Source organism: Providencia sp. 2024EL-00732 (genome assembly GCF_044006275.1).
Classification (GTDB): Bacteria; Pseudomonadota; Gammaproteobacteria; order Enterobacterales; family Enterobacteriaceae; genus Providencia; species Providencia huashanensis.
This window is the reverse complement of sequence record NZ_JBIPDG010000012.1, coordinates 1-25,175: the sequence shown is the minus strand read 5'-3', so window position 1 is coordinate 25,175 and position 25,175 is coordinate 1. Positions and strand designations below refer to the sequence as shown.

Annotated in this window: 20 protein-coding genes and 1 riboswitch; of the genes, 9 read left to right on the top strand and 11 right to left on the bottom strand. The window is 42.0% G+C overall.

What is annotated here, in order from left to right:
- The first annotated feature begins 59 nt into the window (after positions 1-59).
- A complete protein-coding gene (locus tag ACHB7C_RS16685) occupies positions 60-1,520 on the top strand; it encodes an MFS transporter (RefSeq protein ID WP_042846060.1) in 1,461 nt (486 codons plus the stop codon).
- Positions 1,521-1,580: 60 nt separating this feature from the next.
- On the opposite strand, the gene rpoD is transcribed toward ACHB7C_RS16685, so the two are convergent.
- The 3 genes from rpoD to rpsU form a co-directional block, all read right to left on the bottom strand.
- A complete protein-coding gene (rpoD, locus tag ACHB7C_RS16680) occupies positions 1,581-3,509 on the bottom strand; it encodes an RNA polymerase sigma factor RpoD (protein ID WP_225833198.1) in 1,929 nt (642 codons plus the stop codon).
- A gap of 101 nt (positions 3,510-3,610) precedes the next feature.
- A complete protein-coding gene (gene dnaG / locus ACHB7C_RS16675; RefSeq protein ID WP_042846057.1) occupies positions 3,611-5,356 on the bottom strand; it encodes a DNA primase in 1,746 nt (581 codons plus the stop codon).
- Positions 5,357-5,527: 171 nt separating this feature from the next.
- Positions 5,528-5,743, bottom strand: coding sequence for a 30S ribosomal protein S21 (gene rpsU, locus ACHB7C_RS16670; protein ID WP_001144069.1), 216 nt, complete (start codon positions 5,741-5,743; stop codon positions 5,528-5,530).
- A gap of 329 nt (positions 5,744-6,072) precedes the next feature.
- Here rpsU and tsaD point away from each other — a divergent pair, with 329 nt between their 5' ends.
- Positions 6,073-7,092: a tRNA (adenosine(37)-N6)-threonylcarbamoyltransferase complex transferase subunit TsaD gene (tsaD, locus tag ACHB7C_RS16665; RefSeq protein WP_042846055.1), complete on the top strand. Its 1,020-nt coding sequence runs from the start codon at positions 6,073-6,075 to the stop codon at positions 7,090-7,092.
- Positions 7,093-7,133: 41 nt separating this feature from the next.
- On the opposite strand, the gene ACHB7C_RS16660 is transcribed toward tsaD, so the two are convergent.
- Positions 7,134-8,666: a methyl-accepting chemotaxis protein gene (locus ACHB7C_RS16660; protein ID WP_395347935.1), complete on the bottom strand. Its 1,533-nt coding sequence runs from the start codon at positions 8,664-8,666 to the stop codon at positions 7,134-7,136.
- Between the two features lie 279 nt (positions 8,667-8,945).
- A complete protein-coding gene (plsY, locus tag ACHB7C_RS16655) occupies positions 8,946-9,602 on the bottom strand; it encodes a glycerol-3-phosphate 1-O-acyltransferase PlsY (protein WP_042846052.1) in 657 nt (218 codons plus the stop codon).
- A gap of 108 nt (positions 9,603-9,710) precedes the next feature.
- Between plsY and folB the strand changes: the two genes are divergently transcribed.
- On the top strand, positions 9,711-10,070 hold the full coding sequence (gene folB / locus ACHB7C_RS16650; RefSeq protein ID WP_042846051.1) for a bifunctional dihydroneopterin aldolase/7,8-dihydroneopterin epimerase: 360 nt from the start codon (positions 9,711-9,713) through the stop codon (positions 10,068-10,070).
- Positions 10,071-10,113: 43 nt separating this feature from the next.
- On the opposite strand, the gene ACHB7C_RS16645 is transcribed toward folB, so the two are convergent.
- Complete coding sequence (locus tag ACHB7C_RS16645) at positions 10,114-11,355, bottom strand: multifunctional CCA addition/repair protein (protein ID WP_129466400.1); 1,242 nt, start codon at positions 11,353-11,355, stop codon at positions 10,114-10,116.
- A 14-nt stretch (positions 11,356-11,369) separates the two neighbouring features.
- Positions 11,370-11,984: a TIGR04211 family SH3 domain-containing protein gene (locus ACHB7C_RS16640; protein WP_198860902.1), complete on the bottom strand. Its 615-nt coding sequence runs from the start codon at positions 11,982-11,984 to the stop codon at positions 11,370-11,372.
- Positions 11,985-12,263: 279 nt separating this feature from the next.
- On the opposite strand from ACHB7C_RS16640, the gene ACHB7C_RS16635 reads away from it, so the two are divergent.
- The 3 genes from ACHB7C_RS16635 (at position 12,264) to hldE (ending at position 17,612) form a co-directional block, all read left to right on the top strand.
- Positions 12,264-13,226 carry an inorganic triphosphatase gene (locus ACHB7C_RS16635; protein ID WP_395347931.1) on the top strand — a complete coding sequence of 321 codons (963 nt, stop codon included), beginning with the start codon at positions 12,264-12,266 and terminating at the stop codon, positions 13,224-13,226.
- A gap of 12 nt (positions 13,227-13,238) precedes the next feature.
- The gene (gene glnE / locus ACHB7C_RS16630; RefSeq protein ID WP_198860901.1) at positions 13,239-16,085 is read left to right on the top strand and encodes a bifunctional [glutamate--ammonia ligase]-adenylyl-L-tyrosine phosphorylase/[glutamate--ammonia-ligase] adenylyltransferase; all 2,847 of its coding nucleotides are present in this window, start codon (positions 13,239-13,241) and stop codon (positions 16,083-16,085) included.
- Between the two features lie 99 nt (positions 16,086-16,184).
- Positions 16,185-17,612 (top strand): bifunctional D-glycero-beta-D-manno-heptose-7-phosphate kinase/D-glycero-beta-D-manno-heptose 1-phosphate adenylyltransferase HldE, encoded by a 1,428-nt coding sequence (gene hldE / locus ACHB7C_RS16625; RefSeq protein ID WP_042846046.1) that lies wholly within the window; start codon positions 16,185-16,187, stop codon positions 17,610-17,612.
- Between the two features lie 71 nt (positions 17,613-17,683).
- Here hldE and ACHB7C_RS16620 read toward each other — a convergent pair whose 3' ends face one another.
- Positions 17,684-17,944 carry an accessory factor UbiK family protein gene (locus tag ACHB7C_RS16620; protein ID WP_042846045.1) on the bottom strand — a complete coding sequence of 87 codons (261 nt, stop codon included), beginning with the start codon at positions 17,942-17,944 and terminating at the stop codon, positions 17,684-17,686.
- A 321-nt stretch (positions 17,945-18,265) separates the two neighbouring features.
- A riboswitch (FMN riboswitch) is annotated at positions 18,266-18,415 on the top strand.
- 157 nt (positions 18,416-18,572) lie between these two features.
- Between ACHB7C_RS16620 and ribB the strand changes: the two genes are divergently transcribed.
- Positions 18,573-19,232, top strand: coding sequence for a 3,4-dihydroxy-2-butanone-4-phosphate synthase (ribB, locus tag ACHB7C_RS16615; RefSeq protein ID WP_395347928.1), 660 nt, complete (start codon positions 18,573-18,575; stop codon positions 19,230-19,232).
- A 236-nt stretch (positions 19,233-19,468) separates the two neighbouring features.
- Positions 19,469-20,272, top strand: coding sequence for a 4,5-DOPA dioxygenase extradiol (gene ygiD / locus ACHB7C_RS16610; RefSeq protein ID WP_048606279.1), 804 nt, complete (start codon positions 19,469-19,471; stop codon positions 20,270-20,272).
- Positions 20,273-20,355: 83 nt separating this feature from the next.
- Here ygiD and ACHB7C_RS16605 read toward each other — a convergent pair whose 3' ends face one another.
- The 3 genes from ACHB7C_RS16605 to tolC all read right to left on the bottom strand — a co-directional run bounded on the left by ACHB7C_RS16605 (position 20,356) and on the right by tolC (position 24,039).
- Positions 20,356-21,519 (bottom strand): glutathionylspermidine synthase family protein, encoded by a 1,164-nt coding sequence (locus ACHB7C_RS16605; RefSeq protein WP_042846031.1) that lies wholly within the window; start codon positions 21,517-21,519, stop codon positions 20,356-20,358.
- A 6-nt stretch (positions 21,520-21,525) separates the two neighbouring features.
- Complete coding sequence (locus tag ACHB7C_RS16600) at positions 21,526-22,230, bottom strand: DUF1190 family protein (protein ID WP_042846030.1); 705 nt, start codon at positions 22,228-22,230, stop codon at positions 21,526-21,528.
- A 414-nt stretch (positions 22,231-22,644) separates the two neighbouring features.
- Positions 22,645-24,039 (bottom strand): outer membrane channel protein TolC, encoded by a 1,395-nt coding sequence (tolC, locus tag ACHB7C_RS16595; protein ID WP_042846029.1) that lies wholly within the window; start codon positions 24,037-24,039, stop codon positions 22,645-22,647.
- Between the two features lie 305 nt (positions 24,040-24,344).
- Between tolC and nudF the strand changes: the two genes are divergently transcribed.
- Entirely contained in the window at positions 24,345-24,983 is a 639-nt protein-coding gene (gene nudF, locus ACHB7C_RS16590; RefSeq protein WP_042846028.1) for an ADP-ribose diphosphatase, read from the top strand.
- Positions 24,984-25,175: the final 192 nt, after the last annotated feature.

Sequence of the window (25,175 nt, the reverse complement as noted above, 5' to 3'; positions counted from 1 at the left end):
ATTGACCGTCGGTCGGTCAGGCGTTATCATGTTGCCATGATCGGGACGAGGAAAATAAAATGAGACGGCTTTTTTTGATCTTAGCAGTTTGTTTAGGCACCTTTATGGCAACGCTAGATATCAGTATCGTGAATGTTGCATTACCAGCTATTGGGCGTGAATTAAACGTGAGTATGTCGATGCTACAATGGGTTATTGATGCTTATGCACTATGTTTATCGGCATTACTTCTTTCTGTAGGGCCAATAAGTGATCGTTATGGGCGAAAGAAAGTATGGTTAATAGGCATTGTCATTTTTACTTTAGGCTCGGCTATCTGTGCATTGTCAACATCCCCTGAAATATTGATTACAGGTAGGGCAATACAAGGGATAGCAGCCGCTGCGTTAATTCCCGGGGCTCTTTCTATAATTTCCCAAGCATTTACCAATGATATTGAACGGATAAGAATTATTGGCATTTGGTCAGCAGTGAGTGCACTGTCTCTGATCATTGGCCCAATTTTAGGTGGTTTTTTAGTTGATAGCTTCAATTGGACAACGATCTTTTGGATCAATATTCCAATCGGGTTGCTGACATTATTATTAGGCTGGTTAGGTATTCAAGAAAGTGCTGACCCTGACAAAGCTGCATTAGACCCAATAGGGCAAAGTTTGAGCATTGTGGCTTTAGGTGGATTAACTTTTGCTTTGATAGAAGCTGGTGAGCAAGGCTGGGGAAATTATATAACACTTAGCGGATTAATTATCTCAGTAATAGCGAGTATCGGGTTTATCTATGTTGAACGTCGCATAGAGAGGCCATTATTGCCGATTTTTCTATTCAAACAGAACCCTTTTTTCTTTCAATATAATATGGCGTCTTTTGCGCTCGGTTTTGCGACTTATAGCAATGTATTTTTTATCGCCCTATTTTTACAAAAAGGACAGGGGTGGGGAGCGTTTGATGCGGGGATAAGAATGGCGCCAGAGTTTATTGCTATGGCTATTTTTTCATTCTCATTTAGTAAACTCTCGCGCTATATGAGCGTCAGAAATCTGATGATCCTAGGCTTTATTTTTATTGCTTTCGCTTCCTTATTATTCACGCGTGTTAATTCTGAAACAGCCTATCCTCCGATTGCGGTGATATTATTTATATTAGGTGCAGGGATGGGAATGTCGACGCCTGCAATTGGTGCATTAGTGATGGCTAGTGTTGAAAAAGCCTATTCGGGAATTGCATCCGCGGTTATGAATGCATTGCGGCAAACTGGTATGACGTTAGGAATTGCTTTGTTAGGGACATTAATGACCCAGCATGCCATTGGTAAATTACGCCATGATGACAGGCTAGTTGGTATCCTATCGGTACAGGAAATCGAACAGTTGATTCAAACTTCCTCTCGCGTTCCATCTTTGTTTATTGAGCAAATTACTCGATCAGCCTTTGTGTCCGGTTTTAATTTGGCGATGTTAGGCGGAGCAATGGCTATTCTGGCAACATTATGCCTAATGGTAAAAGTGAGGTGGGCTAAATAGTTTTATGGTGAATTAGTATGCATAAAAAAACACCTGCCGAAGCAGGTGTTAAATAATCAATTATTCATCAAGGAAGCTGCGTAGCACTTCTGAGCGGCTTGGATGACGTAATTTACGTAATGCTTTTGCTTCAATCTGACGAATACGCTCACGGGTAACGTCAAACTGTTTACCGACTTCCTCAAGGGTGTGATCGGTATTCATATCGATACCAAAACGCATACGTAGAACTTTCGCTTCACGAGCAGTTAAACCTGCTAATACTTCATGAGTTGCAGAGCGTAAGCTTTCCGATGTCGCAGAGTCTAAAGGCAGTTCTAAAGTGGTATCTTCAATAAAATCACCTAAATGTGAATCTTCATCATCACCGATAGGCGTTTCCATTGAGATTGGCTCTTTAGCAATCTTCAGGACTTTACGAATTTTATCTTCCGGCATTAGCATGCGTTCTGCCAGTTCTTCTGGCGATGGCTCACGGCCCATTTCTTGCAGCATTTGACGAGAGATACGGTTCAGTTTATTGATAGTTTCAATCATATGAACCGGGATACGGATAGTACGTGCTTGGTCAGCGATTGAACGCGTGATAGCCTGACGTATCCACCAAGTTGCATAAGTTGAGAACTTATAACCACGGCGATATTCAAACTTATCAACGGCTTTCATCAGACCGATGTTACCTTCTTGAATGAGGTCAAGGAACTGCAAGCCACGGTTGGTATATTTCTTCGCGATAGAAATAACCAAACGCAAGTTCGCTTCAACCATCTCTTTTTTCGCACGGCGCGCTTTTGCCTCACCGATAGACATACGACGGTTGATATCTTTCACCTGTTCAATCGTCAGGCCTGTTTCTTCTTCAATATGACGCAATCTTTGTAAACAACGCAGAATTTCTTCTTCAACTTCAATCAGTTTTTCAGACCAAGGTTTGTTCATCGCTTTTGCAGCGGTTAACCAAGTCTCACTTGTTTCATTGCCGCTGAATAAAGTGATGAAGTTTTTCTTTGGCATTTTGCATTGTTCAACACACAGTTTCATGATGGTACGTTCTTGAGTACGAACTCTATCCATCATTTCACGCATGTTATTGACTAAGTAGTCAAATTGTTTTGGTACTAAGCGGAATTCTTTGAACACCTCTGAAAGCTGTTCAATGGCTGCCGCTGTTTTCGCATCACTACGACCATATTGCTTAATATGTTGACGCGTTTTTTCGTATTGCTCACGAAGGTCAGAGAATTTTTGGCGAGCTAATTCAGGGTCGATGCTGTTATCGTCCTCTTCTTCTTCCTCTTCCTCTTCTTCGTCTTCTTCGTCTTTATCTAATTCTTCTTGTGGCAATTCAGAACCAACATGTGTTGCTGTTGGTGCGAGGTCTTCTTCCGCATTAGGGTCAACAAAGCCAGTGATTAAGTCAGATAAACGACTTTCACCTGCTTCAACGCGGTCGTATTGCTCAAGAAGATAAGTGATAGCTTCAGGATATTCAGCCACAGAGCACTGAACCTGATTAATCCCATCTTCAATACGTTTTGCGATGTCGATTTCGCCTTCTCTGGTGAGAAGCTCGACAGTCCCCATTTCACGCATATACATGCGCACTGGGTCAGTTGTACGGCCAATTTCACTTTCAACACTGGACAGCACTTGTGCAGCGGCTTCTGCTGCATCTTCATCAGTATCGGAAGTATTCTCAGCCAAAATTAAATCATCGGCATCAGGTGCTTCTTCCATGACCTGGATGCCCATGTCATTAATCATCTGAATGATATCTTCGATTTGATCTGAATCGACGATATCTTCCGGCAGATGGTCGTTGACCTCGGCATAGGTTAAGTAACCTTGCTCTTTACCCTTGGTTACGAGTAGCTTAAGCTGCGACTGCGGGTTTTGCTCCATAAGACGGTATCCACACTTCTGAGTATTTAGATTGGTGTCGGTCGGCGAAACATTCGGCCAACAAGAACATACAAAGGGAACATTTATTATTTCGCTACGCCCTTTATTTTTCGTAGCGTTTTACAGGCATCTGCCTTGTGTTTATCGGCACTTAAGCCGTTTTAAATATTAATTCTGTCTTGGTTATATTATGTTTTCACTCTTGAGAGAGTGATTAAGCGGACTTCTTCGCGCTCTTCTGGGGTCAGCCCTTCAGTTCGTTCTTTTGCTATTAAATAGTCGAAACGTTCGTCAAGTGCGCTATTAAATAGATGATTTAAGGCATCTATAAAGGTATTTTCCGCTATCTCCTCTATTTCTATATCGTTCCATGTTGCTAGTTTTTCAAGCTGTTTCGAAAATTTATTATCACGATAACGCTCTAGCAACTGCCCAGTAGTCATCCCGGGGGTGGAACGGCATACATCAACCAATTCCTGAAATAGAGAAAGCCCCGGCATTTGAATATGGGCAATTCCCTCCAATGAGGGAACGAGTTCCGAAAAGTTCGGATTTTGTACCAACAGCGCGATTAATATTCGCATTGTGGTTGGTTTTAATTTTGGTGCCTGATAGTTAACTGGTTCTTTGCTCTCTCTATCAATCATAGCAAGAACCTGAGAAATATCCGGTATACCAATAAAATTTCCTAGCTCTTGAGCCATATAAAGGCGCAGAGTTTCGCCTGGTATCTGTTTAATCAATGGGATAGCAAGTTTACTAAATTTTGCTTTCCCTTCTTGAGTTTTCAGGTCAACTTGTGGCACAAGTGAATCAAATAAAAATGCAGAAAGTGTTTGAGCATCTTTCATGCGTTGCTCAAAAGACTCTTTACCTTCTTTGCGTACTAATGAATCGGGGTCTTCACCATCGGGTAAAAACATAAAACGAAGTTGGCGGCCGTCAGTTAGATAAGGAAGAGCTGTTTCCAGCGCCCGCCATGCAGCTTCTCGGCCAGCTCGGTCTCCATCATAACAGCAGATAACAGTATCTGTAGAACGATAAAGTAGCTGAATATGTTCTGATGTTGTCGATGTTCCCAATGAGGCAACCGCGTAGCGGATATCATACTGGGCAAGGGCAACAACATCCATATAACCTTCAACAACCAACAACTTAGCTAATTCATTATTATTTTGTGTCGCTTCATATAGGCCAAATAACTGACGGCCTTTATGGAAAATATCTGTTTCGGGGGAGTTTAAGTATTTAGGTAATGCATCCCCTAAAACCCGCCCACCAAATGCAATCACTCGACCGCGCCTATCCCTAATTGGGAACATGACCCGCTCTCTAAAGCGGTCATAGATTCGGCCGTTATCATTGGTCACTAACATGCCTGCATCATCAAGCTGTTTGCGACTTTCTGGGTTTACTGCGAATTTCTTGAGTAAATTATCCCACCCCGCAGGGGCGAAACCAATTGAAAAATGCTCAATAATTTCGGCACTTAAACCACGTTGGCTTAAATAATCTATGGCTTTACTAGCCGAGGGATGATTTAAGGCAGCGCAGTAAAATTGATTAATTTTCTCCATCAACTGATACAGGTTTTGCCGTTGATGTAGTTCTATTTGGCTTGCTCCAGTCCCTTTTTCATAAGGTACATCAAGACCATGCAGTGCTGATAGTTCTTCAATTGCTTCGACAAAATCAAGTTTGTCATAATTCATTAAAAAATCGATAGCGTTGCCGTGGGCTCCACAACCAAAACAATAATAAAACTGCCTTTCACTGTTAACAGTAAAAGAAGGGGTTTTCTCATTATGGAACGGACAACAAGCGTGATGATTTTTACCCTGTTTTTTTAACGGGACTTTTGCATCGACTAAATCAATGATGTCTGTTCTTGCTAACAAGTCATTGATAAATGAACGCGGAATTCGTCCAGCCATAAGCCTCTTTTTCGCCTGTTGATGAACGATAATAAGCCGCGCTTCCTTGAGGAAAGCACGGCCTTTAACTGCTTAGCTATTTACTACTACGAAAACTGAGTGACTACGAGAGAAACTAAAGTTTTGTATTAGCTATCGTCTACTTATGAATGCGGTTTTCACCGCAATCAACTAGTACAGACGAGTACGGCGTGCGTTTTCGCGAGCCAGTTTCTTAGCGTGACGCTTTACAGCAGATGCTTTAGCGCGTTTACGTTCAGTCGTTGGTTTTTCATAGAATTCACGACGACGAACTTCAGCTAAAACCCCTGCTTTTTCACAGGAACGTTTGAAACGACGTAGTGCAACGTCGAATGGCTCGTTTTCACGTACTTTAATTACCGGCATGTGCCTCTCACCTCAATAGAAATCGGTTTGTTGCTGGTATTGATTCACCAGCCTTCATTTAAAATGGTGCGGAATTTTACTTCAATGAGTACGGGTTTGTAAAGTGCCGTATAAAATTGAATCACACAAGATCACCTGATTTGTTGCTTGTTCGATGAAAAAGTAAACAAAACCAGATAATAATGAGAATTAGCCACACGAAATTTTTATTACAGGGGGCTGATTATAGACTATACAGCAATGAAAGTCAGCCTTTTGACAACATTAATTACGCGATTGAGCGAAAATAGTGATAGACTTGCGGTCATGCAATAAACAAGGGTAGTGCAATGCGTGTTTTAGGTATCGAAACCTCTTGCGATGAAACTGGTATCGCAATCTATGATGATGAGCTTGGCCTAATGGCTAATCAATTATACAGCCAAATTAAAGTGCATGCCGATTATGGTGGCGTAGTACCGGAATTGGCTTCCCGCGATCATATCCGTAAAACAGTCCCTCTGATTCAGGCCGCGCTGAAAGAAGCTAACCTGACTCGTGAAGATATCGATGCGGTAGCTTATACTGCTGGACCAGGGCTGGTTGGTGCTTTAATGGTGGGGGCAACGGTTGGCCGGTCATTGGCTTTTGCATGGAATGTGCCTGCGGTAGCCGTTCATCATATGGAAGGCCATTTGCTAGCGCCAATGCTAGAAGAAAAAAGCCCAGAATTTCCCTTTGTAGCACTCCTTGTTTCTGGTGGGCATACCCAATTAATAAGCGTGACAGGGGTCGGTGAATATGCGCTTCTTGGTGAATCTATTGATGATGCAGCAGGTGAAGCGTTTGATAAAACAGCTAAATTACTAGGTTTAGACTATCCTGGTGGCCCCGTTTTATCTCGTATGGCACAACAAGGCACCGCAGGGCGTTTTGTGTTTCCAAGACCAATGACGGATAGGCCTGGGCTTGATTTCAGCTTTTCAGGTTTAAAGACCTTTGCAGCAAATACGATCCGTGAAAATGCGGATGACGACCAAACCCGAGCTGATATTGCTAGGGCTTTTGAAGATGCGGTAGTCGACACTCTCGCAATCAAATGCAAACGCGCGCTGGAGCAAACGGGGTTCAAACGTTTAGTGATGGCCGGTGGGGTGAGTGCCAACCGAGCGTTAAGAGCAAAAATGGACGAGGTCTTGAAGCAGCGTGGGGGCGAAGTGTTTTATGCACGTCCTGAGTTTTGCACCGATAACGGCGCGATGATTGCACTAGCCGGTCTTATCCGCTTGAAAGGGGGGGCAAGCACAGGGTTAGGTATTACAGTGCGCCCACGTTGGCCACTTGCTGAACTACCTCCGCTAGAAAAATAATATTAGGGCTGCTGTGCAGCCCATTTGTTATCCCTCAAATATCAATGTAAGACAGTAACCGCTTCTTCTAATCGAATTGAACGCCCTTTGACCATGTTCGACGTTTCTGTGCTTTGTTCAACTAACAATGTGCTTTGCTGCGTAATGGTTTCTAGTTCACTAACGGCTTGTGTAATGTCAGCAATGCCAGCGGCTTGTTCAGAAGTGGCTTGGCTAATATGCGTAATTAATTGAGTGACATTTTGTATCTGGTCGACGATATCTTTCATCGTGTCACCAGCGGTGTGCACTTGTTCTTTCCCTGAGTTAACTTTCTTTTCGCAATCGTTAATGAGTTCACGAATATCATTCACTGCGCTAGCACTGCGGCTTGCTAGGCTACGTACTTCATTAGCAACCACAGCAAAGCCTTTGCCTTGCTCACCTGCACGAGCGGCTTCTACAGCGGCATTTAGTGCTAATATGTTGGTTTGAAAAGCGATATCTTTGATGACATCGGTGATTGAATTAATTTTACTTGTACTGCGGACAATTTCATCCATGGTATCAACAACAGCTTCCATCATCGCGCCACCGCTAACTGCGGTTTCGCTGGTTGCATTAGAAAGCTGATCAACTTGAACCGTGTTGTCTGCATTCATTTTTACGGAAACTGCCATTTGGTTCATAGTAGCAACAGTTTGTTGCATATAACCGACTGTTTGCTGGGTATGGGTATCTAGCTCATGGCAATCGGAAACTAAAGATTCACTGCCTTTTCGTACACTATCCACTTGTGCAGAGACATCTTTGATTAACCAGCGACATATTAGCCCCAATTGGCCGATTGAGCGTAAAACCAGCCCTATTTCATCGGTACGTTGCATATGGTGAATGCTATGGCGTTCGCCTCGAGCAATACTTAAAGCCTGTGTCGCAATGTTTTCCAGTGGTTTAGCGAGCATTCTTTCAAAGGCAATATTGCCAATAATTAGCGTAATAAGTGTACAAGCACTGGCGATGGTAAATGGCAGCGCTTGTAACCCAGCTAAGCTCGCCATGGCTAGCCAAAATATCAATAGTAAACTCATGGTTAATCGAATGCGCCAACGTGTAGAAAAAGTGGAGAAGTGAAACGGCATTTTTTTGGAAAGCACAAGCCCCTTAACTATTTTACGCTGACATTTATTTCGATTCATTGCGGCATAGAGCGGTTCAACAGTCGCAATTTCTTGGCGAGTCGCGCGTGTTCGGATCGACATATAACCTGTAATTTTGCCTTGACGTTTAATCGGGACGATATTGGCTCTAACCCAGTAGTGATCGCCATTTTTACGTCGGTTTTTGACAATGCCGGTCCAAGGTTCTCCTTTTTTTAATGTGGCCCACATATCAGCAAAAGCTTCTTTAGGCATATCGGGATGACGAATAATATTGTGAGGACGTGTTAATAATTCATCTAATTCATAGCCACTGACTTGCACAAAAAAATCATTAGCACTAACAATGTTGCCTTGTAAATCGCTAGTAGTCATTAACGTGATGTTTTCGTCTAACATATGTTCATTTTGAGTGATATAAGGGGTTCTGCTCATATAAATACCATTATTATTGTTTAATTTTGCTTTTATATAGTCGACACTTTTTAAATATTCCTTAGTAATAAATTTGCAATAAATTAACTTTTTATTAAAAGTGTGCGCTAGTTATGGCAAAAATGTAACGCAGCACAAATTGCTGCCAGTACAGTTTTAAGGTGAGATATAACCCTGCTGTTATTATTCGGTGTTTTAGGCAGTCTGTGATGAAAATGAAACGATAAAAAAAGAGCTGAATTTTCAGCTCGTTTTTATCATGATAGAAAAGAGGAGGGATTAATCGTCGAGTTCTTGTTCTTTGGCTTCTTGGGCAATTTCTTTATTGGTTTTTTGCTTTTTATTTTTTAGTTTTTGCCAAATCCGGCTTTCTTGACCGCGCCAAAGACGTTGTATGTTGCCATGATGGCGCACAAGGACTAAGCAAGATAACATTGCGACAGGGAAAGTAAATTCAGGCTTAAACCACCATACGTAAAATGGTGCCAGTAGCGCACTCACAATTGCCCCTAATGAGGAATAGCCGCTTAGCAGTACAGTGAGTAACCATGTACCAGCGACTAACCCAGATAAGTCCCAACCAATAGCAGCGATTGAGCCAAAAGCGGTAGCAACGCCTTTCCCGCCTTTAAAATGGAAGAAAACAGGATAAATATGCCCAAGGCAAGCTGCAATTGCGACAAACCCAAGATAGAATGGTTGCACATTTAAATAATAAGCAAGCCAAACTGGGACCATACCTTTTAATACATCGCAAATAAGAACAGCAGCAGCGGCAGCTTTGCCACCGACACGTAATACGTTAGTTGCACCGGGGTTACCAGAGCCGTGTTGACGGGGGTCGGGTAGTCTCGCCAAACGGCAGATCAGTATCGCACTCGAAACTGATCCACATAGATAGGCGAAGATTATCATGCCAAGCGCGGTTGCACTCATAGCTAACTCCAAAAACGGTTAAGGCCATATATTCACTTCAGCCTTGGATAATACGCATATTTTTGCCGAAGTGGTATCAATTCAGTACATAAATGAGAAAATGACGTGATGGATATCGTATTTATTGAACAATTATCAGTCATCACCACGATAGGTGTATATGACTGGGAACAAGATATTGAACAAAAATTAGTGCTCGATATCGAAATGGGATGGGACAACCAACGCGCGTCTATGAGCGATAATGTTGAGTACTGCTTGGATTATGCACAAGTCAGCCAAGCCATTATCAGCTATGTAGAGGAAAATAAATTTGGTTTAGTCGAGCGAGTGGCTGAAGAAGTCGCTCAGCTCTTATTGACTCAGTTTAAAAGCCCATGGGTACGAATCAGGGTGGCTAAGCCGGGCGCAGTCGCTCGCGCACGCCAAGTGGGGGTAGTAATCGAAAGGGGAATTAAAACCGCTTAAACGGCGACTGGCGGTGTTATACCGCCAGTATGACCATGGCTTACTAAGCTATTACCATTATTTGCTGTTGTTTCAGCCAATCTTGCACAGCTTGAATACGCTGCCGTGTTAGTTCTTGGCGAATTTCCGGCCCTGTAAACCCTTGTTCAATAATCGGTTTGACCTCAACAGCACGCGCAATTGCAAATGCTTGTCTGAGAAATTCCCCTTGTGGATAGGCTTGTTGCTCAAGGCCTAATCTGCCTCTTGCATCGGCTTCACTGATTAAACTTAATTGCGTAATTCGTTCAGGTTTGCGCCAACTATCTAATCCGTCCATAACCGCAATTAAATCATTTGCAGGTAGCTTATTGATAATATGAATTTTATCATGGTAGCGAGCTGCAAGGCGAGCCAGATCACGGGCGCTACTAGGCACCCTCAATCTATCACAAAGTTTTTCAATGAGTACGACTCCATTTTCCCCATGATTAGGATGACTGGGCCAAACGGAAGGGGGCGTTAATGCTTTACCTACATCATGGCAGAGCGCAGCAAAGCGAATATCGATATCATCAGATAAGGTTGCGATAACCTTCATGACCATCAAGGTATGAACCCCTGTATCAATTTCTGGATGCCATTTTTCGGGGGCGGGAACACCAAATAAGCCATCAATTTCCGGAAAAAGGACGCGAAGTGCACCGCATTGACGCAATACGTCGAAATAAACTTGGGGTGAGCTTGATTTCAGTGCTTTTTCTGTTTCTGCCCAAACACGTTCAGCGGTTAGGTGGCTTAATTCCCCCGTTGCCGCCATAGATTGCATTAGTGCTAAAGTTTCAGGTGCGATAGAGAAACCATATTCGAAATAGCGTGCAGCAAAACGGGCTACACGCAATACCCGTAACGGATCTTCTGAAAATGCACTAGATACATGACGTAATAACCGGTTTTCTAAGTCTTTGATGCCGTTAAACGGGTCAATAATTTCGCCAGAATCACTTTGTGCCATTGCATTAATGGTTAGGTCTCGTCGTAATAAGTCATCTTCAATGGTGACATCCGGGGCGCTATAACAACTAAAGCCAGTATAGCCAGCGCCGGTTTTACGCTCAGTTCTGGCTAGCGCATATTCCTCATGAGTTTTCGGATGCAAAAAAACGGGGAAATCTTTCCCTACTTGTTGAAAACCTTGCTCAAGCATAGCTTCTGGGGTTGTACCAACTACCACAAAATCCCTATCAGAAATAGGAAGACCAAGGAGTTGGTCCCGCACGGCGCCACCAACGAGATAAACTTGCATATTAATGACCTTTGTTACATCCAACCATTATTACGTTTTTTACGACGAGGGATGATGTGAGGTAAAATCAAACCAAAAACTAACCCCGCTCCAGCAACGCCTCCACCATACATAAACCATTGTAAAATCAACTCACGGCGGCGATCATCCAAGTTGACCTCTGCTATTTCCAGTTTTTTACCTGATTTAATTAATTCATTTTTTAGTTTTTCATTTTCAGCTTTTAGCTGGTTAACAATATTGTCGTTATCCGCCACTTTTTGTTGCATTTCTGCGGTACGGGTATTCCATGTATTGTCAATGCTATCTAATTGTTGACGTAGTTTTTGATTTTCAGCCTCTAATTCAGGAATACGCGTTTTCATGCTTGGGGTATTACTTAATTGGTCTACAGGTAGCCAAACAGTTCTGCCTTTTTGATCTTTGATTTGCGCAAATTTATTATCTGTGGAGATCAGCTCAACCGTTTCTCCCGCATTAAGTGTGCCAACAATGCGGTAATTTGTACCAGGGCCACTATGAACGTAAGTTGATAGGTCATCTGATACATAACGTTTTTCTGCTGAGTGTGCATTTAAGGAAAGGCCTAGCCCCATGAGTGAAATTAATAATAATGGAATTTTTCGCATGGTATTTACAGTCTTTTGTGGTGAGTGAATTTTATATTCATTGAATACTAATAAGTAAAGTGTGTAGGTGCAAACTCTAAACATCGATGTATTCATGCTCTAAAGGATAATGAGAACTATCCTAACTGTCTAAATTACACTTCTTTTTATCTCATTTACAATATAACTCTCTGAAAGAAATGTAATAGGTAGAATTTTTGATTTATAGATAGTTTCTTTTCTCTGCTTGGCTTGATTGGGGTAATATGATGGCAGTGAAATAATCAATTAAGGATATGTATGAGCCACGTAGAGGTTGAACTCAAATTAGCCGCAAAAGGGTGTGCAATCGAGGCTGTTCGCCAGTGTATTTCTACACTTTCCCACCAATACAGTGAGCCAACTAAGTTAACCAATATCTATTTTGATACAGAAAAAAGACAATTGCGTCAATGGGATATGGGGTTACGCATCCGCGGTTGTGATGGTCGCTACGAAATGACGATTAAAACAGCGGGGCAGGCAATTGGTGGGCTACATCAACGCCCTGAATTTAATGTTGATATTGATTCGCCAGAGCTTAACTTAGCGGCATTTCCAACGGAAATTTGGCCGGAAGGCACGGATGTCGCTCAGCTACAATCTGAACTTAGTATACTTTTTAGTACTAATTTTACCCGTGAAAAGTGGCTTGTCACGTTTGAAGATAGTGAAATTGAGGTTGTTTTAGACCAAGGTGAGATTTCTGCCGGAGCAAAAGATCTACCCATTCAAGAGTTTGAATTGGAACTTAAAAAAGGCTTTATCGCAGACGTACTCAATCTAGCCAAAAAAATTGCCGATATTGATGGCCTTCACCTCTCATCTGTCAGCAAAGCAGCCCGAGGTTACTCATTGATTAACCCGACTACTACACCATTAACACGGCCGGATGCCATATTTGATTACGAAGAACAACCTATTGAAAAATCATTGACTCATATGCAGTTACTTTGCCAGCAACACGAAGCATATTGGTTAGCTGGTGAAAGTGATGCTCGGCAGGGTTTTTCTGAGTTTTTGCGTTTTGTGCAAGCCTTTTTAGTTCATTATCAAAATTCTGCGCCTCACTTTGTGCACTATACGCCGTTAGAACAGTTGCGTTTAGATATTGCGAATGAAGCCATCAGTGCTGAGGATTTTTGCTATAGTAGCCAATGGTTAAAGTGCAAATTAGCCTTTATTCAATGGCTAAGTGCTTTAACTTATCAAGAAGCTCAATAAGGTATTGATAAAATGCTCTCTTTTCCTAATTTGCTGCGAGCCCAAAGTGAACGTGTTTTAAGTCAAATAGCCGAACAAGCTCATGAGTTACTGCCCTTAAATGAGCAAGAAACCCAAGTGCTTACGTTCAGTGATTTTGTATTTCAGCAGGTTTTAGCGCATTCGCGCTTTTTACTTGAAATTCGTTCTCAACCTCCGAAAGCCGATGAATGGAAAAGTTACGCAACATGGTTAGCGCAAGAAATGTTGCCCGTCACGGAGGAAGAGCATTTGATGCAGGTGTTACGCACATTTCGTCATCATATGTTAGTGCGTTGCGCATGGATGCAAATATTAGAGATAAGCACCCAAAAAGAGACAATTTATCAATTAAGTGTATTAGCAGAAACACTGGTTGTTGCTGCTAGGGATTGGCTGTATCGGGAATATAGCCAATCTTGGGGAACGCCTTGTAACCTTGAAGGAAAGCCGCAGCCATTATTAGTGCTAGGCATGGGTAAATTAGGTGGCGGGGAACTTAATTTTTCATCTGATATTGACCTGATTTTTGCGTATCCTGAAAACGGTGTAACCCAAGGTGGCCGAAAAGAGCTAGACAATGCACAGTTTTTTACGCGTTTAGGGCAAAAATTAATTCGGGTACTTGACCAAGTCACCGCACAGGGTTTTGTGTATCGGGTTGATATGCGTTTGCGGCCATTTGGTGAGAGTGGCCCGTTAGTTTTCAGTTTCTCAGCCCTTGAAGATTATTATCAAGAACAAGGGCGAGATTGGGAACGCTATGCGATGGTCAAAGCACGGATTATGGGGGCTGACAGCCTTCATTATGCTCAAAGTTTACGTAAGCTTTTGCGTCCTTTTGTCTATCGCCGCTATATTGATTTTAGTGTGATCCAATCGCTGCGTAATATGAAAAATATGATTGAACGGGAAGTTCGGCGTCGCGGGTTGGTGAATAACATCAAATTAGGTGCAGGGGGGATACGTGAAGTTGAATTTATCTCACAAGTTTTTCAGCTTATTCGCGGAGGGCGAGAGCCTGTTTTGCAGTCGCAATCCTTATTTACGACTTTGCAAGGTATACGCGAATTAGCACTATTAACCGACGATCAAGTCGATACTCTGCAAGATAGCTACCTTTTTTTGCGTAGAGTCGAAAATTTACTGCAAAGTATTGATGACCAACAAACTCAAACACTTCCTGATGATGATTTAAACCAAGCGCGTTTATCATGGGGAATGGGTTACAGCGATTGGCAAACATTTTATCATGTGTTGAGCCAAAAAATGGCCGCCGTCCATCTCATATTTGCCGAGCAAATCGGTCAGGACGATGAAGATGAAGGTTCAGATACCTTCAATGAGATTTATATTACACTTTGGCAAAGCGAGTTATCGAAAGAAGAGTTAGCGACATATTTGCCATCTAAAAATGAAGATGTCGCGCAAAAAATAATCCATGGCATTTTAATGTTTCGTCATGATCTTAACAAGCGCACCATTGGCCCTCGAGGGCGTGATGTGCTTGATGATTTAATGCCTAAATTATTAGCTAAAGTTGGTGAGCGTGACGATGCAGGTCAGGTGATCGAACGGATGACACCATTACTATTAAGTATTGTCAGCCGTACTACTTACCTTGAACTAATACTTGAATTTGATGAAGTTTTGACGCATGTCATTCGCTTATGCGCAGCATCGCCGATGATAGCAGAACAACTTGCTCGTCACCCATTATTACTGGATGAACTACTTGACCCACAATCTTTATATCAACCCCTACCATTAACCGCTTATCGTGATGAATTGCGCCAATATTTAATGCGAATTCCTGAAGAAGATGAGGAACAGCAACTCGAAGCGCTACGTCAATTTAAGCAAGCACAGTTATTACGTATCGCAGCCGAAGATATTTCAGGTGTATTGCCAGTCATGAAAGTGAGTGATCACTTAACTTACTTAGCTGAAGCGATTATTGATGCGGTTGTTCATCAAGCTTGGCAAAAGATGGTAAGGCGCTATGGCGAACCTGCGCATTTAGCGCAGCAAGATAAAAAACAATATGGTTTTGCTGTGTTAGGTTATGGGAAGTTAGGGGGATGGGAATTAGGCTATAGCTCTGACTTAGACTTAGTTTTCTTATTTGACTGCCCATTAAATGTGGTCACAAATGGTGATCGTTCCATTGATGCACGGCAGTTTTATTTACGTGTTGCCCAATGCATTATTCACCTATTTAGTACTAGAACCGCTTCAGGTGTTTTATATGAAGTTGATGCGCGCTTAAGGCCGTCTGGTGAGTCGGGGATGTTGGTAAGCACAATCCAATCTTTTGATGATTACCAAAAAAATGATGCTTGGACGTGGGAACATCAAGCATTAATACGCGCTAGAATGGTATTTGGTGATGCTAATTTACAGCAACAATTCGCGTTAACTCGCCATGAAACTCTTTGTATGCCTAGGGAACCACAAGTCTTGCAACAGCAAGTACGTGATATGCGATTAAAAATGCACCAACACTTAGGTAGCCACCAAGACGATGAATTTGATTTAAAAGCGGACCCTGGAGGGATCACCGATATTGAGTTTATTGCTCAGTATTTAGTCTTACGGTTTGCTTCACAAAATGCAGCATTGACGCGTTGGTCGGATAACGTCCGTATTTTCGAACTAATGACCCAATATAACATTATGTCAGAAGATGAAGCGGCGGCGTTAACTTATGCCTATGTCACAATGCGTAATGAATTACACCATTTAGCCTTGCAGTCATTGCCAAGCCGAGTCAACATCAGCCAGTTTGCTGAAGAACGCCAGCAAGTTTTAGTCAGTTGGCAAAAATGGTTAGGTGAGTAAACACTGACAGCAGTTTACGGCATTTTATTTAGCTAAACAGCGCAATATGCTAGTATTGTTGCAAATTATTATCAGACTTTTTGAAAACTGGAGTGCAGGATGAAAGTAACTCTTCCGGATTATAAACAAGCCGGTGTGCTAGTAGTGGGTGATGTGATGTTAGACCGTTATTGGCATGGTCCTGCAAACCGAATTTCACCTGAAGCCCCTGTTCCTGTAGTTAAAGTGACCATGGTAGAAGAGCGCCCTGGTGGTGCAGCTAACGTTGCTATGAATATTGCGTCATTAGGCGCAAATTCCCGTCTTGTTGGTTTGACGGGTATTGATGATGCTGCGAAAGCACTCACTGAAAATTTAAATGCAGTGCAAGTACGTTGTGATTTTGTTGCGATCCCAACGCATCCGACGATCACCAAATTGCGTGTATTATCGCGTAATCAGCAATTGATCCGCCTTGATTTCGAAGAAGGTTTTGACAATGTTGATGCTCAGCCGATGTTAGAGCGTATTGAACAGGCGCTACCGCATATTGGGGCGCTTGTGTTATCAGACTACGCAAAAGGGGCTTTAACCCATGTCGAAAAGATGATTGCTTTAGCAAATAAAGCAGGCGTGCCTGTCTTGATTGACCCAAAAGGAAATAACTTTGAGCGTTATCGAGGTGCCACGTTACTGACACCAAATATGTCAGAATTTGAGGCCATCGTAGGGCCTTGTAAGAACAATCAAGATGTTGAAGAAAAAGGTATGAAGTTGCTTCAATCTCTGGATCTAACGGCTTTATTAATCACTCGTTCAGAGCAAGGGATGAGCTTAATTCGTCGTGATGAAGCCCCATTGCATTTACCAACCCAAGCGCAAGAAGTGTTTGATGTCACGGGGGCGGGTGACACAGTGATTGGGGTATTAGCTGCTTCAATTGCTTCTGGTCGTCCGTTACATGAAGCGTGCGCACTCGCTAATGCTGCGGCAGGTGTTGTAGTCGGGAAATTAGGGACTTCAACCGTTTCACCAATTGAATTGGAAAATGCTATCCGTGGTCGTGCGGATACTGGTTTTGGCGTAATGACCGAAAGCGAATTAAAACAAGCAGTTGCTAACGCAAGGCAGCGTGGTGAACGGGTTGTTATGACCAATGGCTGCTTTGATATTTTACATGCGGGGCATGTATCTTATTTAGCAAATGCACGTAAATTAGGTGATAGATTGATTGTTGCAGTAAATAGCGATGCATCTACTCGTCGTTTAAAAGGGGAGACTCGGCCTGTAAACCCATTAGAGCAACGCATGGCAGTACTTGGAGCATTAGGCGCCGTTGATTGGGTGGTTCCCTTCGAAGAAGATACACCACAACGCTTAATTGCAGAGGTATTGCCGGATATCTTAGTCAAGGGTGGTGATTATCAACCAGAAGATATTGCGGGCAGTGCTGAGGTGTGGGCTGCGGGAGGTGAAGTTAAAGTGCTTAATTTTGAAGATGGTATCTCAACAACCAATATCATTAAAAATATTATGAAAACCAGCTAATTGATTATTTGCGAGTGATAAACCTCACTTGGGTGTTTGAAACCCAGTGAGGTTTTTTTGTTTTTTAATGATTATTCGTTTTTGTCTTCGCTAAAATGGGCTTCTAATGCGCTGACGCGCTGTTCCATTTTGGCTAATTTTTCACGGGTGCGTAATAAAACTTGAGTTTGAATATCAAATTCTTCTCGGCTGACTAAATCCAGTTTACCGAGCTGTGACTGTAAAAGAGAACGCAGCTTTTTATCAAAGTCTTCGCCTAGATCACGTACGCCTTGTGGTAATGCACCTTGGATTTGGCGTGCCACCTGTTCCAGTTTTTTCGGATCGAGCATTCGCGGGTCCTTAATTAATCAAAAAATAATTATTAGTAGTGTAATGCCTCTTGTTGCGGTAATAAACCTTTTTCCACGCCATACTGAGAGCTATCACTGCGTTGGTCACTTTCTGCGACTCTAAACACAAACAATCTCTACTCCCAAGTGATAATGCCCTTTTCTCTTTTAGTCACAGAGAATGGAAAAATAAATAGAGCAGTGAAATTAACCTTTATAACGCTAAGTTTTTATTCATGTTTTTTGACTAAAAGTGTGAGTTGTTCGCCAATTTTGATCTTCATCGTTGCGCACTTGAATTATTGGCGTTATATTAATTGCGTTTATCTCAGGGCGGGGTGTAAGTCCCCACCGGCGGTAACATGCAACGCGCATGAAGCCCGCGAGCGCTTTATCATTTTGTGGTAAAGGTCAGCAGATCCAGTGTGAATCTGGAGCCGACGGTTATAGTCCGGATGGGAGAGAATTAACTGTATCTGCATGTTTGTGCGGTGTTGCACAATATTGTTCTGCATACCTGAATGAGTTGATAGCCATCTTGGCTATTTGTTTATTCATCATTTCTCGTACTCCTAAGACTGCCTTGATTCTGGTAACTAGTTAATAACTATTTAAGAGGTTTTTTACCATGGATCATACGCTACTTTCCGAATTCGGTAATCCTATCGAACGTGTTGAAAACGCTATCGAGGCTCTGCGCCAAGGTAAAGGTGTCCTTGTTCTTGACGATGAAGATCGTGAGAATGAAGGGGACTTAGTGTTTGCCGCAGAAACTATGACAACAGAACAAATGGCATTTACCATTCGCTATAGCAGTGGGATTGTTTGCATTTGTATCACTGAAGAACGTCGCAAGCAGCTTGAGCTGCCAATGATGGTGGAAAATAACACAAGCCAAAATCAAACCGGTTTTACTGTAACAATTGAAGCTGCCAAAGGGGTTACCACTGGGGTTTCTGCCGCAGACCGTATCACAACTATCCGCGCAGCAATTGCAGATAAAGCAGTACCTTCAGACTTAAATCATCCAGGCCATGTATTCCCATTACGCGGTCGAGAAGGCGGCGTATTAACTCGCCGTGGTCATACAGAAGCATCTATTGACTTAGCCACTATGGCTGGTTTCAAACCCGCAGGTGTTCTGTGTGAGTTAACTAATGACGATGGTTCTATGGCACGTACACCAGATGTTGTCGTCTTTGGTAGGCAGCATGGTTTAACCGTTGTGACGATTGAAGATTTAGTTCAGTACCGTTTGCAGCAAGAGCAAAAAAAGAAAGCTAGCTAATCCTCATCATATTTCGAGGAGTAGGTAAATTTCGAATATCACCTAAATAGCGATATTGGTTATTTAGGTAATAAGTAGTCTGTTAAGCATATAGAATCATATTGAGGCCATTGAGTTGCACACCTTGATGGCCTTTTCAAATTTTTTGATGATCATCCTCATAATTAGCCCACTGTGTTTTTTACTAAACGGCGTATGCTGTAATAAGAAACTAATTGAGGTGGAGTCAAATCATCATGTCGGTAAATACGTCTGTCGTACAAACTAAACTCCCTGCTATTTTTATTGGTCATGGCAGTCCAATGAATGCGATTGAAGACAATCCTTATACTCAAAAATGGGAACATCTTGGTAAAACTTTACCGCGGCCCACTGCGATATTGGTGATTTCAGCGCATTGGTATACACGAGGGACAGCAATTACTTCGATGTTAAAACCTAAAACGATTCATGATTTTGGCGGTTTTCCTGAAGAGCTCTATCAGGTTGAATATCCTGCTCCGGGTTCACCTGAATTGGCGCAGCAGGTTGCTGACTTATTATCCCCTGAACCTGTTTACCTTGATACCCAAGAGTGGGGACTGGATCACGGGACATGGGAAATCTTAGTGCGTATGTATCCAAAAGCAGATATTCCTGTGGTTCAACTGAGTATCGATGCAACTAAACCTATGGCTTGGCACCATGAATTAGGCAGAAAACTGTCTGTTTTAAGGGAGCATGGGGTACTAATTATGGGAAGCGGTAATATTGTCCATAACTTACGAGCAATGAATTGGCAGAATGCACAAGCAGAGCCGTATCCATGGGCTATTTCTTTTGAGCAGTTTGTCTATGACAACCTACAAAGCCGTGAGCTGCCTCATCCATTAACAAATGGTTTAGAGCGGGAGGACGGTAAGCTATCTAATCCCTCGCCAGAACATTATTTACCTATTTTGCCAATACTGGGAACATGGGATGGAAAAGAAAAAATTAGTATACCTATAGAAGGGATTGTTTCTGGATCATTGAGTATGATGTCAATTCAAATTGGTTAACTTGTTGTTATATCTTCGCATAATAAAAAGCTCAAACTATATTAGAAAGTTTGAGCTTTTTGCGTTTTAGTGATTGATGATAACTAATCGATGATCGTATGTGGGTAAAAACGCGATAGATCTTGAGTGATCAGTTCTTTATCTTCACGGATGCAGATCCCCGCAGGTTGGTCATTCACTAGCCAACTGCCCACTAAGGTATAGCTACCTTCAAATTGTGGAAGAGGGTGGAACTGCTGAATAATCATACCTTCTTCACCATATGGGCCATCAGCAGCAGCAATTTCTTTGCCATTTTCGATGATACGAATATTGGCTCCTTCACGAGAAAAAAGCGGTTTAATAACGTATTTATCGAGTTCAGGTTGTGTTTTACCATCGGCAAAATAAGCCGGTAGTAAATTAGGGTGATCAGGGAACATTTCCCATAACATTGGGAGTAAGGCTTTGTTGGAAATAATGCTTTTCCATGCAGGCTCTAACCAACGAACACCTGCATCCTGTAGTTTGGTTGAGAAAATTTCTCTTAGCATAAATTCCCACGGATATAATTTGAACAGATTACTAATAACCTGATCTTGAGTATCCGAAAACTCACCTTTTTCACCTAGGCCAATTTCATCAATATATAAGAATTCAGTGGCTACGCCAGCTTCGTTAGCACAGTCTTGAAGATACTGAACAGTACCTCTGTCTTCTTCGGTATCACGACAGCAAGACATATGCAGTAGACGGAAACCGTATTGATCTTTAAGTTGAGTAAAACGCTCGATCAACTGTTCTTGAATACTATTAAATTGATCTGCATTTTCTGGTAACTTGCCAGCTTCGATTTGATCTTCAAGCCAAATCCATTGGAAAAATGCAGATTCATATAATGACGTTGGCGTATCTGCGTTATTTTCAAGTAGTTTTGGTGGGTTAACCCCATCGTAAGCAAGGTCTAACCTTGAGTACAAGGACGGTTGTTCACTTTTCCAAGAGCTACGAACAAACTCCCAACAATGTTTGGGAATTTGAAAGCGAGCCATTAATTCATCACTTTCTACTACGCGTTCGACAACTTTTAAGCACATTTGATGCAACTCTGCCGTTGCATCTTCGATTTCTTCAATTTGTGCCATTGTGAATTGATAGTAGGCATCTTCTGACCAGTAAGGTTCACCATACATAGTATGGAATTCGAAACCAAACTCAGAGGCTTTTTCACGCCAATTCGGGCGTTCGACAATAGGAACTCGTTTCATTACTTATCAACCACCCATTGAACGGGAAGATGAAGTTGATTTCGCAGAAGAAGATGAACGTTGTGCCATTGCTTGTTTATTCACTGTATCACCAAAACCACCGCGTGTGACGGTTGATGTTGTTGGTGGCTTAGGTGCCATGGCCGTTTTAGGTACGCTCATTGAACGACCACCAGCAACGGCTGGGCCGTAACTTTTACCCGTGGCATCAACAAACTTACCGTTAGCTGGGCTAGCTGGGTTTTTTGAACTAAACAATGGTTGGGAAGCCGCGCTACCACCCATCATACGGCCCATCATGTAACCCATCATTAATGGCATCCACATGCTGCCACCGCTGCTTTGTGCTTGTGCGGTTTGTTCACCATTAGTAGAACCCGTCCCTGCTATACCTGCTTGAGCAGGAGCTTGGGTACACATTGACTCACCAAACTCAGCAATACAATCAGCTTGGGTTTCATATTTTGGCGCTGTTTTGGCTGCTTCTTGTAGGGCATTGTTGTAAGCAAGAGTACATTGTTCTGCTTGTGATGGATTAGCTTGGCTGCAATCCTGTGCATTGGTATACAGTGATACGGTTTCATCACTTTCTTCACAAGCTGAAAGCATAAATACCGCACTGACGGCAACGGCAACTGGTGCCATACGATATGAGCGCCAAGACTTACGGAATGCGCTTTGATTAATATTTTTGGTACGCTTCATGGTCATGGTAATTACCCTGAATATAATTAAGTAAGATGTTATTTAGGTTACCTCTAGGATAGGGGATAACCGCTGAAAATTAAAGCAGAAATACAGGGGAAATAAGCTGATTTTATCATTTTTGTCGCTTCCCCTCTATTTTTTGAGGATTGAATATACACAGTTACAGTAATAATTAGCTAATTTCATTAAATATCAGTACATTAATTACTGTTTGTTTTTTGTGCTATTGTGCAATAACCCTAGTGAGAATAGGCTGAAATTTCTAATTAAGGTAATTTAAAAGTAGTTATAAATCACCTAAGCTGGCTAAAACGGGCAATTTAACAGATTAGTACCGGAAATATATGGCCTTTTGCAGAAAAAAAATAACCCGCTAAAATAGCGGGTCATTGTACCACTTAAGCACCAACCAAAAATTTAGTTAATAGCTGGCGCATTGGTATTACGGATGATACTACTTGGCGCAGTTGATATTTCTTTGCCTAAATTTGCATTTAGACGCGCAATATCATCTTCATTTAAAGTACCACGAGCAAATTCAATGTTGAGTTGGTTAATCATATAATCATAGCGTGCATTAGATAGATTCTGTTTTGCTTGGTATAGGGCCGTGGTGGCTGTTAATACATCAACGATAGTACGCGTACCAACCTGATACCCAGCTTCCATCGCATCTAATGAGCTTTGTGCAGAAACAACGACTTGTTTATATGCATTGATGCTACTGATTGATGAAGATACGTTGTTAAATGATGAGCGAACTAATTGAACGACGTTACGGTATACTGTTTCGAGTTGTTCACTCGCACCTTGGAAACCATATTGCGCTTGTTCAACTTGTGAACTAGTCGCACCACCTTTATACAGTGGGATACTCAAGGTTAAACCAACGCTGTTTTGCCCGTTATAACTATTACGTGCACCAGAAAGACCTGTGTATGGGTCGCTATAGCCACTACCATGTTGGTAGTTATTCGTCACACTGGTTGATGCGCTCAGACCAACTGTAGGCATATGACCAGTTTCTGCTAAGCGAATATTTTCACGCGAAACATCTTGTGCTAAACGTGCACTTAGCAGATTAAGGTTACGTTCTTCTGCTTCTTTTAAAATCGCGTTGATATCGCCTAATTCAGTGGTTTTAAAGCGATCAATATTCAAAGAAGCAAGTTGGCTATAATATACGCCGCTGACTTGACGCAGTTTTTCAATCGCATTTTCTAAGTCGTTACGGCCTGCAACTTCTTGTGCAATCACGCTGTCGTAGTTTGCACGAGCGTTTTGTACATCCGTAATCGCCACTAACCCAACATTAAAACGTTGTGTTACTTGATCTAATTGACGGTAAACAGCTTCTTTATTTGCTTCGATGTATGATAATGCGTCAATCGCTTTCAACACATTAAAATAGGCGGTTGCGGTATCTAAGATCAGTTGTTGCTGGCTGGTTTGATACGTCACATCGGAAATACCCGCTGTTTTTTCTTGAATCGACAATTGACGCCATATCGACATATCAAAGACGACTTGCGTTAATTTTAACGTCGCATTTAAGCCCGTACTTTCAGTATTTCGCGCATCGCGGTAACCGCTTCCGTAGCTAGCACCAGCATCTAACCCTAATTGTGGTAGTAATGGGCTACGAGATTCATTAATTTTTTCAAAAGCTTGGTTACGTTCAGCTAATGATTTTCTTAATTCGGGGTTACTTTCTTTAGATTTTTTGTAAACCTGCAGTAAATCTTCTGCGTAGCTATTGGTACTGAGACCCACAAAACTCATCGCAATAAAAAGGGGAAGCAGTTTCTTCATTTTGATTCCTTGATTAAACAGCAAATTAAGTTGAGTCTGCGGTCTAAAACGTACCATGCCTAAATGAGTCGTAGGTATCAAATTATGCGTTTTAGAGAGCCAATAAAACAGACCCTATTGTTGCTCTTCGATTTGAATAATGGCGCACATTGTAACAGAGTATCACTTGTGTTAACGGTAGCCTTTTGTGCCATTTTGTCTTAATTTCATTAAACATTACCTCATCTGAGGTTAAAAAGCCTTAAAAACAGTTTTAATCCACAATTATTTCCTTAATATGGAAATTAATAGTTTTGGGAAATGCAATGACAAATAAAATAAAACAGCCAATTAAATATGGCAAAAATGATGTCGAAATTATATCCAAGCGTAAATTATTTAATGGTTTTTTTCAAATGATTGAGTACCGATTTCGTCATCGTCTTTTTGCAGGCACGTGGAGCAATGAAATCCGTCGCGAAGTATTTGAGCGTGGCCATGCAGGGGTTGTTTTACCTTATGATCCACAAACGGATAATATCGTTTTAATTGAACAAATTCGTTTCCCTGCCATAGAAACCAGCGCAACACCTTGGTTACTTGAGGCTGTCGCAGGGATGATTGAGGAAAACGAATCACCCGAAGATGTTATTCGTCGAGAAGCCATGGAAGAGGCAGGGTTAGTGATTGGCCGCGCCGAAAAAGCGCTAAGCTACCTTTCTAGCCCAGGCGGTACAACTGAGCGTATGCATGTATTTATTGGCGAAGTAGATAGCCGCCAAGCAAAAGGTGTCCATGGGCTAGCATCAGAAAATGAAGATATTCAAGTGCATGTAGTAAGCCGAGAACAAGCTTATCAGTGGGTGGAAGACGGGGTTATTGATAATGCGGCGACAGTAATCGCCATTCAATGGTTGCAGCTTAATTATCACAAGCTTCGTGGAAAATGGATGAAACAGTTTTAAATAACAATTAATCTAGTGAAGTGTGTGCTAATTAGCAGATATTTAACTAATTACTCGTCATACTTCAAGCTGCAAGTGTGTTGGCCGCGCTTCGCCACCCAAGTCACATACTGGTGTATGCTCCTTGGGATAGCTCAGCTTGCCGCCTTCTTGCAACTCGAATTATTTAGAGTAATTCGAGTAAGTTAAAAA